Annotated in this window: 15 protein-coding genes; 13 read left to right on the top strand and 2 right to left on the bottom strand. The window is 47.4% G+C overall.

The window, feature by feature from the left end; translation table 11 throughout:
- Nucleotides 1-11: 11 nt before the first annotated feature.
- Nucleotides 12-863, bottom strand: coding sequence for a dienelactone hydrolase family protein (locus FQV43_RS01915; protein WP_144273903.1), 852 nt, complete (start codon nucleotides 861-863; stop codon nucleotides 12-14).
- A 153-nt stretch (nucleotides 864-1,016) separates the two neighbouring features.
- Between FQV43_RS01915 and alr the strand changes: the two genes are divergently transcribed.
- The 8 genes from alr to groL all read left to right on the top strand — a co-directional run bounded on the left by alr (nucleotide 1,017) and on the right by groL (nucleotide 7,682).
- Nucleotides 1,017-2,093 (top strand): alanine racemase, encoded by a 1,077-nt coding sequence (gene alr / locus FQV43_RS01920; RefSeq protein ID WP_146340339.1) that lies wholly within the window; start codon nucleotides 1,017-1,019, stop codon nucleotides 2,091-2,093.
- Nucleotides 2,094-2,108: 15 nt separating this feature from the next.
- Nucleotides 2,109-2,597, top strand: a complete 489-nt coding sequence (tsaE, locus tag FQV43_RS01925) for a tRNA (adenosine(37)-N6)-threonylcarbamoyltransferase complex ATPase subunit type 1 TsaE (protein WP_146338466.1) — start codon at nucleotides 2,109-2,111, stop codon at nucleotides 2,595-2,597.
- Nucleotides 2,598-2,693: 96 nt separating this feature from the next.
- Nucleotides 2,694-3,188, top strand: a complete 495-nt coding sequence (locus FQV43_RS01930; protein WP_146338469.1) for a hypothetical protein — start codon at nucleotides 2,694-2,696, stop codon at nucleotides 3,186-3,188.
- 66 nt (nucleotides 3,189-3,254) lie between these two features.
- On the top strand, nucleotides 3,255-3,962 hold the full coding sequence (tsaB, locus tag FQV43_RS01935; protein ID WP_146338472.1) for a tRNA (adenosine(37)-N6)-threonylcarbamoyltransferase complex dimerization subunit type 1 TsaB: 708 nt from the start codon (nucleotides 3,255-3,257) through the stop codon (nucleotides 3,960-3,962).
- Between the two features lie 38 nt (nucleotides 3,963-4,000).
- The gene (gene rimI / locus FQV43_RS01940; protein ID WP_146338475.1) at nucleotides 4,001-4,486 is read left to right on the top strand and encodes a ribosomal protein S18-alanine N-acetyltransferase; all 486 of its coding nucleotides are present in this window, start codon (nucleotides 4,001-4,003) and stop codon (nucleotides 4,484-4,486) included.
- Nucleotides 4,487-4,501: 15 nt separating this feature from the next.
- Nucleotides 4,502-5,557 (top strand): tRNA (adenosine(37)-N6)-threonylcarbamoyltransferase complex transferase subunit TsaD, encoded by a 1,056-nt coding sequence (tsaD, locus tag FQV43_RS01945; protein ID WP_144274166.1) that lies wholly within the window; start codon nucleotides 4,502-4,504, stop codon nucleotides 5,555-5,557.
- Nucleotides 5,558-5,753: 196 nt separating this feature from the next.
- Nucleotides 5,754-6,050: a co-chaperone GroES gene (gene groES, locus FQV43_RS01950; protein WP_144273908.1), complete on the top strand. Its 297-nt coding sequence runs from the start codon at nucleotides 5,754-5,756 to the stop codon at nucleotides 6,048-6,050.
- A gap of 18 nt (nucleotides 6,051-6,068) precedes the next feature.
- Nucleotides 6,069-7,682: a chaperonin GroEL gene (gene groL / locus FQV43_RS01955; RefSeq protein WP_146338478.1), complete on the top strand. Its 1,614-nt coding sequence runs from the start codon at nucleotides 6,069-6,071 to the stop codon at nucleotides 7,680-7,682.
- Between the two features lie 148 nt (nucleotides 7,683-7,830).
- On the opposite strand, the gene FQV43_RS01960 is transcribed toward groL, so the two are convergent.
- Entirely contained in the window at nucleotides 7,831-8,133 is a 303-nt protein-coding gene (locus FQV43_RS01960) for a WhiB family transcriptional regulator (protein ID WP_144273910.1), read from the bottom strand.
- Nucleotides 8,134-8,675: 542 nt separating this feature from the next.
- Here FQV43_RS01960 and FQV43_RS01965 point away from each other — a divergent pair.
- The 5 genes from FQV43_RS01965 (at nucleotide 8,676) to guaA (ending at nucleotide 14,767) form a co-directional block, all read left to right on the top strand.
- Nucleotides 8,676-9,242, top strand: a complete 567-nt coding sequence (locus tag FQV43_RS01965) for a sigma-70 family RNA polymerase sigma factor (RefSeq protein WP_146338481.1) — start codon at nucleotides 8,676-8,678, stop codon at nucleotides 9,240-9,242.
- Entirely contained in the window at nucleotides 9,235-10,182 is a 948-nt protein-coding gene (locus FQV43_RS01970; RefSeq protein ID WP_168195020.1) for a hypothetical protein, read from the top strand. The genes FQV43_RS01965 and FQV43_RS01970 overlap by 8 nt, the downstream gene beginning before the upstream one ends.
- A 195-nt stretch (nucleotides 10,183-10,377) precedes the next feature.
- Complete coding sequence (gene guaB / locus FQV43_RS01975) at nucleotides 10,378-11,898, top strand: IMP dehydrogenase (RefSeq protein ID WP_146340341.1); 1,521 nt, start codon at nucleotides 10,378-10,380, stop codon at nucleotides 11,896-11,898.
- Between the two features lie 56 nt (nucleotides 11,899-11,954).
- Nucleotides 11,955-13,112 (top strand): GuaB3 family IMP dehydrogenase-related protein, encoded by a 1,158-nt coding sequence (locus FQV43_RS01980; protein WP_146338487.1) that lies wholly within the window; start codon nucleotides 11,955-11,957, stop codon nucleotides 13,110-13,112.
- An 80-nt stretch (nucleotides 13,113-13,192) separates the two neighbouring features.
- Nucleotides 13,193-14,767 (top strand): glutamine-hydrolyzing GMP synthase, encoded by a 1,575-nt coding sequence (gene guaA, locus FQV43_RS01985; RefSeq protein ID WP_370511217.1) that lies wholly within the window; start codon nucleotides 13,193-13,195, stop codon nucleotides 14,765-14,767.
- Nucleotides 14,768-14,789: the final 22 nt, after the last annotated feature.

Genomic DNA, 14,789 nt, shown 5'->3' on the forward strand with positions numbered 1-14,789 from the left:
ACTCGGGGTGGTTAACTAAGAAAAGGGATTTTTGATGTGGAAACTACATCGGCTTTTTCTTCTAGTTCTTCTCCCCAGAAAGAAGTAACCTTTTTCGCCTCGGCTGCTTCGTCGCTAAAACCAGAGTATTTCTTTTGCCCATCAAGCTGATGCAAAAGGAATCCTGTGGTCAGACCACGAATTAGCTCACGGTGAGACATTTTAATGCTGCCGATACCAGTGAAAAGCTTGAAGAACGTGTCCTCGGTAAGACTTTGGTGGGTAATATCCTCAAGTTCACGATAAGCAACGCTACCTTTCCACGCCGTTGCAATTTTCGGCGCATTGCCATAGTCGAAAATGGGATTTTCTTCAGCAGCTAAAATCAGACCTGGTGCCTCTACAGAACGAGCACTAATCTCAGCTGGTGGAGTAGAAGCAGAGGGAAATAAAGCTGCAACCGCTGCAATTTTAGGACGATGTGCAGCAGCAAGAATCGCTGCTGCGGCACCCATACCATGCCCCACAACACCGAGCTTGCTAGGAGACACCGTAATATTTCCAGTACCCAAACGCACACCAGAAAGTATCTGCAAGCATGATTCCAAATCAGCTGCAAAGCCATGTTGGTTAGGTTGGAATCCTTTTTCTGTATTCGGTGCAGCCACGGCAATTCCCCAACTAGCTAGGTGACGTAGCGTTGCATGGTACTTTGAGATGTCTTTCATCCAGTCATGCCCAAAAGCAATGCCTGGAATGTTCTTCCCCTCGGCAGGGGTATAGATTTTTCCAGGTAAACCGGCATAATCAAGGTCGCCAACGAGAACTCGATGTGGACCACGCTTGGATAATTTTGACAAATGTTTGTTTAGATTTTCAGCCACAACTACCAAGAATAGAGGATTTAGCACAAAGAGGGCGGATTTTAAGGAAATTGTCTCTTGAATGGTTGATGAGATTTTCCTCGTATGGGCATATTGCGCAGAGGTATTGGTCAAATTCCAAGACTAACTCAAACTAATGGCATGATATTAACCATGCACTTGCTTGAAACCCGCATTGATCTTTCTGCCATTGCACATAACACAGCGCACCTCAAAAAAATGGTTGCTCCTGCACAGCTCATGTGCGTGGTAAAAGCAGATGCATATAATCATGGCGCTGCACGTGTAGCGCCTGTGATGGCTGCACATGGGGCAGACCAGTTTGGTGTTGCAACGATAGATGAGGCATTGGCACTGCGTCGCAGTGGTATCACACAACCAATCTTGTGTTGGATCTGGTCGCCGGAGCAAGATATTCTTGCAGCGATTGCCGCAGATATTGACCTGGCGATTGTTTCGCCTCACCATGCTTACGCCCTGGCAGGTAAGAACGCGCGAGTATGTGTGAAAGTAGATACTGGATTACATCGTTCTGGAGTGGATCGGCAGGACTGGCTGGATGTGTTTGGATTCTTAAAATCGCACCCGGAGCTGGAAGTGACCGGTTTATTTAGCCATTTTGCGTGTGCAGATGATTTATCTAGTTCCTATACGGATCAACAATTGGCTGTTTTTCATGAAGCAATTGAGTGCGCCCGTGCTGTGGGGTTAAGCATTCCGAAAAACCACATTGCTAATTCTCCTGCGACCTTATCGCGCCCTGATACCCATTGTGATATGGTTCGCCCTGGTGTGGCGATTTATGGTATGGAGCCAATTTCTGGGCGTACGCATAACCTGCGTCCAGCATTATCATGGGTGGGGAAAATTACTGTGGTTAAACCTATTCGAGCGGGTGAGGGCAGTAGCTATTCTCTGACCTGGCATAGTAAACGCGATGGTTATATTGCTGTGGTTCCGGTGGGTTATGCAGATGGTTTGCCGCGTATGGCTCAGGATCATCTCGAACTTACCATTAGAGGACATCGCTATAAACAAGTGGGTCGTGTTTGTATGGATCAGATAGTGGTGGATTTGGGAGATAATGTTCATGGCGTATCTCCTGGTGATGAGGCAATTATCTTTGGGGCTGGCGGCATGAGCGCCACGGAGTTAGCGCAACGGCTAGGTACGATAAACTATGAGGTCATTTGTCGCCCTGGCGGACGTAGCGTGCGAGTGTATCACTAAGAAGGGGCAGAGAAAGTGCATGATTTTCCATTAAGCGGACGACGTCGCCTAGAAACAGTATCTGACACGCAAGATTTTGCTGAGGAGCTAGGTAAGCATCTTGAGGCAGGCGATGTGGTTATCTTGTCAGGGCCTGTGGGGGCAGGAAAAACCACATTTACTCAAGGATTGGCTCGAGGATTAGGGGTGAAAGGGCGCGTTACCTCGCCGACCTTTATTATCGCTCGGGAGCACGCTAGTTTGAGCGATGGTCCTGCACTTATCCATGTGGATGCTTATCGTCTTATTGATGGCGAGGCGGGAAATGCCGTCGGGATGCTTGATAGTTTGGATCTAGAGACTGAGTTGGAGCAGGCAGTGATTGTAGCCGAGTGGGGTGGGGGGTTGATTGAGCGCATATCTGAGAACTATTTAGTCATTGAGTTTGATCGTAGGACTGCTTGGGAACAAGATGCGCAATCACAGGCGCGTATTCTTAGTTGGCAATGGGTGGAAGGCACATAGCAGTGCCTGCGGTCAGTGTGACTGAGCCAGTTATTACCTGTTCCTAAGCTCTGCTAGGCTTTTAGCAGAAATGAGATTAGTGAGGTAGGAATAATAATGACACTTGCACCCAAGCTCAAAGCAGCTGTTGCCGCATTGATTGTGCTTTTCGCTATTGGACTGGGCGCTTTGGTGGCTTTCGGTCAGTTGAGTCCAGCTGCAGATCAAACCGGACCATTAGAGAAGAAACTTAAGAGTATTTCCGCTAATGGTATGAATACAGCGGCAATAAAAATTTCTGATGTTTATGGTGAAGATACCGCTGGTATTATTGCCGCGTGTCCTGGTATTACTGCTGGTTCATTTAAGCAGATGGGCATTGATTTATCTTCTGTTTCTTATCCAGTCAATGGACCACAGCGTGATGAAAGCTATTTCGTTATCTTAAATGGTGAGGAATACAAGCCTAGTTTAGAGAAATTTGACAGCAATAAGGTTGATTTGTGTATATCAGGTTTGTCGGGGATCCCTATTGCCGATGATGGTTTACTTATTTTTACTCATGATCCAGAGCAGGATACCTGGATTTTGCGCGGGTATTCTCCACTCTGAGCGTCCTCTTAAGCATTGTTAGCATTTGTCGGCATTGTCAAAATTAGGATTAGGTATTAGGTAATTGTGCTTATTCTTGCAATAGATACCTCCACTTCTGATTTAGTAGTGGGATTAGTGCGCGTTGATGATGCTCATACCTCGGCTTCCGCGTCGCAGCCACAAGAGTATGAGCTTATCGACGAGCAGGTGTTGGTGAATACTCGCCAACACAATGAGCTACTCACCCCTACTGCGGTGCAGCTTTTGGCTAATAATGATCTCACTTTGCGTGATGTGTCTGGATTTGTGGTTGGGCTAGGGCCTGGACCTTTTACTGGGTTGCGTGTGGGCATTGCTACTGCTGCAGCTTTTGCTGACGCATTATCGGCGCCTATTTGGGGTGTATGCTCACTCGATGCGGCTGCTCTCGAGTGCCAGCGGCAGTATCACGGGCGGGTGCTTATTGCCACGGATGCGCGTCGTAAAGAAGTGTATTGGGCAGAGTATGTAGATGGTGTTCGGCAGCATTATCCACAGGTAGGAAAACCTGAAGATTTATCTGGGGATCATATTGATGTGGTGTCTATTCCAGATCATCTTGTTGCGCGACTACCAGAATCTTTATCTGAGGTCGTACGTACTCATGCGCGTCCTGGCGCATTATCTTTGGTAAAAGCGGTGGATTGGGCAGCTCCTGCACAGCTTCAACCATTATATCTACGACGTCCTGATGCGCAGGTTCCAGCACCGGTGCGTGTATCATCTGCCTTAGTTTATCCGAAGCAGCCTTGATCTGCTTTTATGAAAAATAAAAGAAAATAAAAGACGAGATGAATGTTGAACTGCGTGAGATTACCGCCGACGATTGTGCCAGACTCGCACAATTAGAGGAAGTATTATTCCCAGGTGATAGCCCCTGGACGCTATCAGATTTCGTCCATGAGATTGCCCAATCGCACACGTTTTATATTGGTGCGGTGATTACCACTGCTGAGGGGGAACAGCTATTGGTGGGTTATGCCGGGTTGGCTATGTTGGGTGTTGCTACGGAACCAGAGTTTGAGGTGCATACGATAGGCGTTGATCCGCGTTTTCAGCGTCGCGGAATTGCGCGATTGCTCATGGATAACCTCACTCATATTGCCGATTCTTATGGGGGTGCTATGTTCCTGGAAGTGCGTACTGACAATGAACCAGCAGTGTCGTTGTATCGTTCCTATGGGTTTGAGCAGATAGGTGTGCGCAAGCGTTATTATCAACCCTCGGGCGCTGACGCTTTTACTATGCGACGCTCACCTCAACTCTTAAAGAAATAAAGCTAGGATATGTCTGTGATTATTTTGGGTATCGAGTCCTCTTGTGATGAAACAGGCGTTGGCATTGTCGAGCTTGCCGACGATGGCACAGTAACGGTGTTGGCTGACGCAGTTGCCAGCTCGATGCAAGAGCATGCACGTTTTGGTGGTGTAGTTCCAGAGATAGCGTCTAGAGCTCATCTGGAAGCGATGCAACCAGTGATGAAAGAGGCGTTGGCGCAAGCTGGAATTGATAAGCCTGATGTGGTGGCGGCGACTGTTGGTCCAGGTTTGGCTGGGGCGCTTTTGGTGGGGGCTTCAGCGGCAAAGGCCTATGCGGCTGCTTGGGGGGTGCCGTTTTATGGTGTTAATCATCTGGGTGGGCATGTGGCAGTAGCAAACTTGGATGGGCAAAAACTTCCACATTCCATTGCTCTGTTGGTTTCTGGTGGGCATACTCAGTTATTGGAAGTGACTGCGGTTGGGAAACCTATGAAAGAATTGGGTTCTACTTTGGACGATGCTGCAGGGGAAGCCTATGACAAAGTCTCTCGCTTGCTAGGTTTGGGTTATCCTGGTGGACCCATTATTGATAAGTATGCTGCTCAAGGGGATAAAAAAGCTATTGCTTTTCCGCGTGCTTTGGCAAAGAAAGAAGATATGCGTGGTGAGCATCGTTATGATTTTTCTTTTTCTGGCTTAAAAACTGCAGTTGCGCGTTATCTTGAGCAAGCAGAAAAAGAAGGTCGGAGCGTCGATATTCATGATGTATGTGCTTGTTTTCAAGAAGCGGTCTGTGATGTTTTAAGTCTTAAAGCTGTTCAAGCGTGCAAAGATACAGGTGCGCAGGTATTGCTCTTAGGTGGTGGGGTTGCTGCGAATTCTCGATTGCGTCGATTGCTTGGTGATCGGTGTAGCGCACAAGGAATTGAGCTGCGGGTTCCCCAACTCAAACTGTGCACGGATAATGGCGTCATGATTGCGGCGTTAGCGGCAGAGTTAATTGCTGCTGGTGCTGCGGAGTCGAGTTTGACTGTTGGTACCGATACGGGGTTGGACGTAGAAGTACCGTTGCTTATTGCGGCGGAATAAGGAGGAAGATGTCGTGAATATATCCTCATGTTCGCTTTTAGCAAAAATATGAGTGCCAATGTTGAGGGTTGGCACTCGTGAGGGTAGAGTGCCAATAAGGTTGTCAAAACACACAGTTGTTCACCCGCGACGACGGCTGTGCTGGAATCACAACCGGCACATGATAAGAAAACTCTTAACTCACGAAAGGAACATCGTGGCTAACGTCAGTATTAAACCGCTTGAGGATCGTGTTCTCGTCCAGATCAGTGAGGCAGAAACTACCACTGCTTCTGGTTTGGTAATTCCTGATTCTGCAAAGGAAAAGCCACAGGAGGGTGTTGTTGTAGCAGCAGGTCCTGGTCGTTTTGATGGTGATGATCGTGTCCCTATGGACATTAAGGTTGGCGATACCGTCGTATTCTCTAAGTACGGTGGAACTGAGCTGAAATATGACGGTCAAGAGTACCTTCTTCTTAACGCTCGCGACGTACTGGCTATCGTCGAAAAGTAATAGAGGACGTATAACACAATGGCAAAACTAATTGCATTTAACCAGGAAGCTCGTGAGGGTATCCTGAGAGGTGTAGATACACTCGCTAATGCAGTGAAAGTAACCTTAGGGCCACGTGGTCGTAATGTGGTTTTAGATAAGTCTTTCGGATCGCCAACAGTTACTAATGACGGTGTCACCATTGCGCGTGATATTGATGTAGAAGATCCTTTTGAGAATCTTGGTGCGCAACTTGTTAAGTCCGTGGCGGTAAAAACCAATGATATCGCTGGTGATGGTACCACCACTGCAACATTGCTTGCGCAGGCGCTTATCACTGAAGGGTTGCGCAACGTAGCTGCTGGTGCCAATCCTATTGAGCTTAATAAAGGAATTGCAGCCGGTGCTGATTATGTAGTGGATCAGCTTATTGCACGTGCTACTGAAGTATCATCGTCTGCTGATATTGCCAATGTTGCTACTGTGTCTTCTCGCGATGAAGTAGTCGGTGAGATGGTTGCAGCAGCAATGGAAAAAGTGGGCAAAGATGGTGTGGTTACTGTGGAGGAATCACAATCAATTGATTCCTACCTCGATGTAACTGAAGGTGTGTCCTTTGATAAAGGATTCCTTTCGCCTTATTTCATTACTGATACTGATAGTCAGCAAGCAGTGCTTGAGGAACCATTGGTTCTTCTGGTTCGCAATAAAATTTCTTCACTTCCAGATTTTCTTCCACTGTTGGAGAAGGTCGTGGAGTCTGCGAAGCCAGTTCTTATTGTTGCTGAGGATGTTGAGGGTGAACCGCTACAAGCATTAGTGGTCAATTCAATTCGCAAAACTATTAAAGCTGTTGCAGTTAAGGCACCGTATTTCGGTGAGCGTCGTAAAGCATTCATGGATGATTTGGCGGTAGTTACTAATGCTACGGTCATTGATCCTGAGGTGGGTGTAAATCTTCACGACGCTTCCGCTGAGGTTTTTGGCCACGCGCGTCGGGTAACTGTCACCAAAGATGAAACCATCATCGTTGATGGCGCTGGTAGCGCAGAAGCAGTAGAAAATCGCCGTGCGCAGATTCGACGAGAGATTGAGAATACTGATTCATCGTGGGATCGAGAAAAGGCACAAGAGCGTTTGGCTAAACTTTCTGGCGGTATCGCTGTCATCAAAGTAGGTGCTGCAACGGAGACAGAAGTATCTGAGCGTAAGCTACGTGTCGAAGATGCTATTAATGCTGCTCGTGCTGCTGCGCAGGAGGGCGTGATTGCTGGCGGTGGTTCTGCGTTGGTTCAGATTTCTGCTGGATTAGAGGAATTTGCACAAGAACATGATGCAGATGTACGCGTAGGCATTATTGCTTTGGCTCGTGCTTTGCGTAAGCCCGCATACTGGATTGCACACAATGCCGGTTTAGATGGTGCAGTTGTGGTTGCGCGTATTGCTGAACAAGAAAATGGTTCTGGTTTTAACGCGGCAACCCTTGAATACGGAAACCTCATTGAGCAGGGCATTATTGACCCAGTGAAGGTTACCCATTCTGCAGTGGTGAATGCTACGTCAGTTGCTCGTATGGTATTGACTACAGAAGCATCTGTAGTAGAGAAACCACAAGATGAAGCTGCACCGAATGCGGCTGGGCATAGTCATTAAAAGACGAGTAGTGGGATAGTGATTCTTACTCTTTGAGAGTAGGTCATGAGATTATAAAAACTCCTCAGCATAGTGCTGAGGAGTTTTTGCTATTTTCGCACGATAGCCAACTAGCCAACTTCTGTCTTGCAGTAAGTGCTTGTACTTTCTAGACGGTTACGCTTGCGCGTCGTTTAGTACGAGAACGAAGAATAACCATTCTTTCTGTCTCTGACATTCCACCCCAAATGCCATAAGGCTCGGCAACGCTTAGTGCGTGTTCGCGGCATGCCTCAAGAACTGGGCAAGAATTGCAAATTGCTTTTGCACGTAGTTCGCGTTGTTGGCGAGCACGTCCACGCTCTCCATCTGGATGATAGAAAACATCTGAGTTTTCCCCGCGGCAGGCACCGTGTAATTGCCAGTCCCAAAAATCTGAGTTAGGACCAGGGAGTAGATTTGGTTGAGACATATAAAAATCTCCTCTAACTTGTGCTGATTGCTTAGCCTAGTGTGAATTCTTTAGGTGAACAGTTGGTAAAACACTTTTGACTGATTCGTTGAGAAAAAGCGAAAATTAACCAAAAAGACATTTTTGGGGTAATGTGCACCTGCCCTGGTCTGCGCAAAAGGAAAAAGTTAAAAAAAGGTTAATTTTTCCCAAGGTTCTATAAAATGATAGAAAATAGCAGAAAAGCGTCGTTGCGTTAGTCAAGATGCAAGGGGACGGGAAATAACGGAAAATGCAGAGAACAAAGGGGTAATCGGATATGTGGAGGGAAAAATTTTCTTGATTCCAAGCCTAGGGATCTGATCCTAAGACTGACTAAAAGAAGTCTAAGAATGTTTCTCAGGGATATTTTAATTCTTTGTACTTTGCTGCGGTATCCTATATTTATATTTTGGTAGATATTCTAGATATCTCAGTTAAAACTTTAAGCATCGTGATATGAAAAGGATTATGTTCTTTTGTAAAACATAGCCTGGCAAGAAATCGATAAAGGATTAAAGTCTGTGAATAGTCATGAAGAAGAACTAGCAAAGGTGGTGCCTTTGGCTGTTGCTGGTGATCTTCAGGCTCTAGAAAAAGTAATTCGGATTATTCACCCGCTCGTCGTGCGTTATGCTCGCGCCAGGATAAATGGCGATCAGCATCCGACGGCAGATGATGTTGCCCAGGAAATTTGTTTTGCAGTAGCTACTTCTATGAGAAGCTACACGGATCGTGGAAGACCTTTTATGGCATTTGTCTACGCGATTGCTTCTCATAAAATAGCCGATGCGCATCGAAGTTATTTTAAGGACTTATCGAGTCCAACTGCAGAATTGCCAGAAGTCGAAGATCGACATTCTCCTGAAGAGTATGTTCTGGTAAGCGATGGTAGTAACAAAGTCCGTCAGCTTCTCGATTCACTGAGTGAAAAAGCGCGCGAGGTTTTAATACTGAGAGTTTTTGTTGGGTTAAGTGCCGAAGAAACAGCAGAAATAGTAGGAAGTACGCCAGGAGCGGTAAGGGTTGCACAGCATCGTGCGTTAACGGCATTAAGAAAAATTATTGAATCAGGAGAAAATAATGGGTAAGCGAGATGAGAAAAATAGTCGGGGGGGGGGCTTGAATTCTTCAATTCTTCATGAGCTAAAAAGCGATGAAGAGTACATAGCGTGCTTGTCGCGAGGCGAAGTTCCTGCATCAGGGCATGATGGCACGATTGATCCTAGTGCTACCGCATTATTAGCTTTGCGTAAAGAGATTCTGACTGATGTGCCACCCCCACCTACATTGGCGCAATTAGGAATTACTGATGCGTCGGGGTCTGTATCGGAGCCGTTGGCTGGTGCGAAATCTCGGAGATACCGTGGATTCTTTTCTGCTGCGCTCATGGGGGCTGCGGCAGCAACATTTGTTATCGCAGGCGGTGGACTAGCTATTCATTCTGCACAACAAGATTCTGCGCTTTATGGTTTGCGGCAAGTGCTTTTCGGCGACCAAGAATCTCATGAGGATGTTATTCAATTAGCTAGCACTTTAGATCAAGTGCGTGAACTCAATGCTGCCGGGGATACTGAAGGTGTGCAGCGTTTATTGACGCAAGCGCAGTCTATTGTGGATAATCTTGCGCCGGTAGATCGTGAGCAGGCAAAAGAAGTGCTTGAGAAAACTGAGCAAAGTATTACTGAACAGCCAAGCGCAGAGCAGCCACCACAGGTAACTGGTGCTGAAAAAACTAATATGCCACTTCCGACGAACGCACCCAATGGCGTTGTTGGGGCGGAATTACCTGGCACGCAGCCATATACGCCTAGTGATGTTATGGTGCCAGAAACGCCTACAGTGATAGAACCTCATACATCAGCGGTAGAAATGGCAGAGCCTGTTGCACAGCAAGAAGTAATTTCTGCCGCTGTACCTGAACCCCAGTCGCCCTTGACGCAACCTATAGAGCTTCTCGACGAGCTTCGAGATTCTTTGGCACATCTTCCTGATGAATCTCCTGGGGATGTTCTCAATCCAGTTCATTAAAATAGTTTGGAAATTAAGTGGCAGGCGTTGGTTTTGGGCAGCTTTTATCTTCTGATTGCTTGGGGGAAAACGCACAATTAACGCTCATGCTTGATCCGTACTAGGGTAGAGATAACACACGAAAGCACGTGCGTTAATAAAAGTTAAAACCTTATCTTGCACAGAAAAACTGACAAAGAGAAATACGGAGAAAAGATGTCACAGTCGTATGTTTCTACCGGTGGTGATGATCCACAAAAAGTAGCACTTGTCGGTCTGACATTTGATGATGTACTACTTATTCCTGATGCCTCAGATGTGATTCCTTCTGAGGTAACAACCAAGACACAATTGACGCGCAATATCTCGTTGAATATACCGATTGTATCTGCGGCAATGGATACTGTGACTGAATCTCGTATGGCTATTGCTATGGCCAGAGAAGGCGGTATGGGTATTTTGCACCGCAATCTTTCTATCGACGAACAAGCACAACACGTCGAAACCGTGAAGCGTTCGGAATCTGGCATGGTTACTGACCCAGTAACTGCTACACCTGATATGACCATTTCTGAGGTTGACGCATTATGCGCCCGGTTCCGTATCTCAGGCTTACCAGTTGTCGATGAGCAAGGCACGTTGGTGGGAATTTGCACCAATCGTGATATGCGTTTTGAGCCTGACTATAACCGTCGCGTTGCTGAAGTAATGACACCAATGCCATTGGTTATTGCCCAAGAAGGTGTGAGCAAAGAAGAAGCATTACAGCTACTTTCTGCAAACAAAGTGGAAAAGCTGCCAATTGTAGATAAAAATGGCAAACTCACCGGGCTGATCACCGTGAAAGACTTTGTCAAGACTGAGCAATATCCATTAGCTTCTAAAGATTCTTCTGGGCGCTTGCTTGTCGGCGCTGGTATCGGTGTTGGTGAGGAATCGTGGAAACGCGCAGGCGCCCTCGTTGATGCTGGAGTAGATGTGTTGGTTGTTGATTCCGCTCATGCTCATTCGCGGGGTGTGCTAGACATGGTGGCTAAAGTCAAGAAAGAGTTTGGCGATACTATCGACGTGATCGGTGGCAATCTTGCTACTCGAGCAGCGGCGAAAGCGATGATTGAGGCTGGTGCTGATGCAATCAAAGTAGGCATTGGTCCAGGTTCCATTTGTACTACACGTGTTGTTGCCGGTGTGGGCGCTCCACAGATTACTGCCATTATGGAAGCAGCTGTTCCAGCTCATGCTGCAGGAGTACCAATTATTGCCGATGGTGGTATGCAATTTTCTGGCGATGTTGCTAAGGCATTAGCGGCAGGTGCGTCGTCGGTTATGCTTGGTTCTATGCTGGCTGGTACCACAGAAGCGCCAGGTGAAATCGTTGTGGTTGGCGGTAAACAATATAAGCGTTACCGTGGTATGGGTTCCATGGGGGCGATGCAAGGGCGTGGTTTAACTGGGGAAAAGCGCTCTTATTCTAAAGATCGCTATTTCCAAGCTGACGTGAAGAGCGAAGATAAGTTGGTTCCAGAAGGTATTGAAGGTCAAGTGCCTTTCCGTGGTCCTCTTGGTGCTATTACGCACCAAATCGTCGGGGGCTTGCGGGCAGCAATGGGATATACCGGTTCTGCGTCTATTAGCGATTTGCAACAGGCACGCTTTGTGCAGATTACTTCTGCTGGCTTGAAGGAATCTCATCCACACCATATTCAGCAGACTGTCGAAGCGCCAAATTATCGCTAAGGTTGCATCGGTACACAGCTTAAAGAAAAGCCGAAAATAGAACAGAAAGGGTCACAATGCGTGACTACGTAGAGATTGGCATTGGGCGCCAAGCAAGAAAAACATATGACTTAGATCAGTTGTCTGTGTTGCCTGCTCGTCGTACCCGCTCCTCAAAAGATGTCAATACGGAATGGAACATTGACGCTTATACCTTTTCCATTCCTTTCCTATCGCACCCAACTGATGCATTAGCCACGCCTGAGTTCATCATTGAAATGGACAAACAAGGTGGATTAGGTGTTATTAACGCAGAAGGACTGTGGGGGCGCCATCGCGATCTAGATCAAGCAATTCAAGAAGTTATCGATGCGTATGACAATAAAAATAGCTTTCTTCGTTTTTCTGCCAGCAATGCAACAAAGAAATTGCAACAGCTCCATACCCAAGCCATTGATTATGACTTGCTCAGCGAAAGAATAGCTCAGGTGCGTGATAGTGGTGCTACGGTGGCAGTACGTGTATCGCCACAGAATGCTAGAGAGTTAGCGCCAGTGGTGATTGCAGCTGGTGCAGAACTTCTGCTTATCCAGGGCACCATCATTTCGGCTGAGCACGTTGCCACGGGTGGGGAGCCACTTAACCTCAAAGAGTTTATTGGCACTCTCGACGTCCCGGTTATCGCAGGTGGTGTGAGTGATTACACCACGGCATTACATTTGATGCGTGCTGGTGCTGTGGGGGTTATCGTCGGTAGTGGTAGTAGTGCGCATGAGTCAACATTGGGTATTCATGTGCCTATGGCCACCGTGATTGCTGATATTGCAGCAGCTAGACGCGATTACCTCGACGAAACTGGCGGCCGCTATGTGCATGTGATTGCCGATGGCTCTATTCATGACTCCGGTGATGTGGTCAAGGCTATTGCTTGTGGTGCCGACGCTGTGGTTCTTGGGCAACCACTTGCCAGAGCGCGAGAAGCTGCGGCGCATGGTTTGTACTGGCAGGCAAGTGCTGCTCATCCTCGTTTCCCACGCGGAATGATAGGCTATGATGAACTCAGCGATTATGACATAGCGCCGGAAGAACGAGTGAGCTTGGAAGTTATTTTGCATGGACCTTCCTCGGATGCGTTTGGTGAAGAAAACTTCGTTGGTGGCCTCAAGCGTGCGATGGCAAAGTGCGGTTATACGGAATTAAAGAGTTTCCAAAAGGTCGGGATATCTGTGCAATGATGTGCGCACCTAGTCTTTGGCGAGGGCTGGTTTTTCAAGAGTTTCGCTCTAGCGCTTTGTGCGCGCTAGACTAGGAAAGCGTGAGCCAACAAAATGTAACGCAACCTGCTGTGAAACATCGACCAGTGCTTGTTATTGATTTTGGTGCGCAGTATGCGCAACTTATTGCACGGCGTATTCGAGAAGCAAAAATCTATTCGGAAGTAGTTCCGCATAGTATTTCATTAGAAGAAGTAAAAGCAAAAAATCCTGCAGCATTAGTGCTATCTGGTGGACCTAGTTCTGTTTATGCTCCTGAGGCACCAGAGCTAGACCCACAGATTCTTTCACTGGGTATTCCTGTTTTTGGTATTTGCTATGGGTTCCAGTACATGACAAAAGCACTCGGCGGAACAGTAAGTGCTACTGGGGATCGTGAATATGGTCGCACTGATATTACCGTCGTGGGTGGTGCACTCCACGAGGGGCTTGAAGCACAACATACTGTGTGGATGAGTCATGGAGATGCTGTTTCTGAAGCACCTGAGGGCTTTGTTGTTACCGCATCCAGTCAGGGAGCTCCTGTCGCTGCATTTGAGTGCGTGGAAAAGAAGATGGCTGGTGTGCAATATCACCCTGAGGTACGCCATTCTCCTCATGGCCAGCAGGTGCTAGAGCACTTCCTTACTAAGGTTGCTGGTTTGGAGCAGAATTGGACTGCTGCAAATATTGCTGATGAACTTATTGAAGCAGTGCGTGAGCAAGTGGGGCAAGGGCGCGCTATTTGTGGACTATCTGGCGGAGTTGATTCGGCTGTAGCAGCGGCATTGGTGCAGCGAGCAATTGGGGATCGTCTTACGTGTGTGTTTGTGGATCATGGTTTGTTGCGTGCTGGTGAGCGCGAGCAAGTAGAAAAAGATTTCGTTGCCTCTACTGGTGCAAAATTAGTGGTTGTTTCGGAACAGGAAGCGTTCTTAAACAAACTTGCTGGTATTAGTGAACCAGAGGCAAAACGTAAAGCTATTGGTGCAGAGTTTATTCGTTCCTTTGAGCGCGCTGTCGCTGGTGTGTTGGAAGGGCAACAGGTTGAGTTCTTGGTACAGGGTACCTTGTATCCTGATGTGGTGGAGTCCGGTGGTGGTGCTGGTACTGCCAATATCAAGAGCCATCACAATGTTGGTGGATTGCCTGATGATGTTGAGTTTGAGCTAGTTGAGCCATTGCGCTTGCTCTTCAAGGATGAGGTTCGCGCTGTTGGTCGTGAGTTGGGCTTGCCTGAAGAAATTGTGGCACGTCAGCCTTTCCCAGGTCCTGGTTTAGGCATTCGGATCATTGGTGAGGTAACAGCTCAGCGCCTAGAGACTCTGCGGGCAGCTGATCTGATTGCGCGCACTGAGCTTAGTGCTGCTGGATTGGATGAAGAGATATGGCAGTGCCCTGTGGTATTGCTTGCCGACGTCCGCTCAGTCGGTGTGCAGGGCGATGGTCGTACGTATGGGCATCCTATTGTGCTGCGCCCGGTATCTTCTGAGGACGCAATGACCGCAGATTGGACGCGGTTGCCGTATGATGTGCTGGAGAAAATCTCTACCCGTATTACTAATGAAGTACCTGATGTTAATCGAGTGGTATTGGATGTCACCTCAAAGCCACCAGGAACAATAGAGTGGGAGTAATTCTGGCACTATAAAACACCAG

This window comes from Corynebacterium sp. sy039 (genome assembly GCF_007904105.1).
Taxonomy (GTDB): Bacteria; Actinomycetota; Actinomycetes; order Mycobacteriales; family Mycobacteriaceae; genus Corynebacterium.

What these genes read in the sequence shown, in the direction of transcription:
- alr (WP_146340339.1), top strand. Translation starts at nt 1,017, where the DNA reads ATGCACTTGCTTGAAACCCGCATTGATCTTTCTGCCATTGCACATAAC.
- FQV43_RS01930 (WP_146338469.1), top strand. Translation starts at nt 2,694, where the DNA reads ATGACACTTGCACCCAAGCTCAAAGCAGCTGTTGCCGCATTGATTGTG.
- rimI (WP_146338475.1), top strand. Translation starts at nt 4,001, where the DNA reads ATGAATGTTGAACTGCGTGAGATTACCGCCGACGATTGTGCCAGACTC.
- groL (WP_146338478.1), top strand. Translation starts at nt 6,069, where the DNA reads ATGGCAAAACTAATTGCATTTAACCAGGAAGCTCGTGAGGGTATCCTG.
- FQV43_RS01960 (WP_144273910.1), bottom strand. Translation starts at nt 8,133, where the DNA reads ATGTCTCAACCAAATCTACTCCCTGGTCCTAACTCAGATTTTTGGGAC.
- FQV43_RS01970 (WP_168195020.1), top strand. Translation starts at nt 9,235, where the DNA reads ATGGGTAAGCGAGATGAGAAAAATAGTCGGGGGGGGGGCTTGAATTCT.
- guaB (WP_146340341.1), top strand. Translation starts at nt 10,378, where the DNA reads ATGTCACAGTCGTATGTTTCTACCGGTGGTGATGATCCACAAAAAGTA.
- FQV43_RS01980 (WP_146338487.1), top strand. Translation starts at nt 11,955, where the DNA reads ATGCGTGACTACGTAGAGATTGGCATTGGGCGCCAAGCAAGAAAAACA.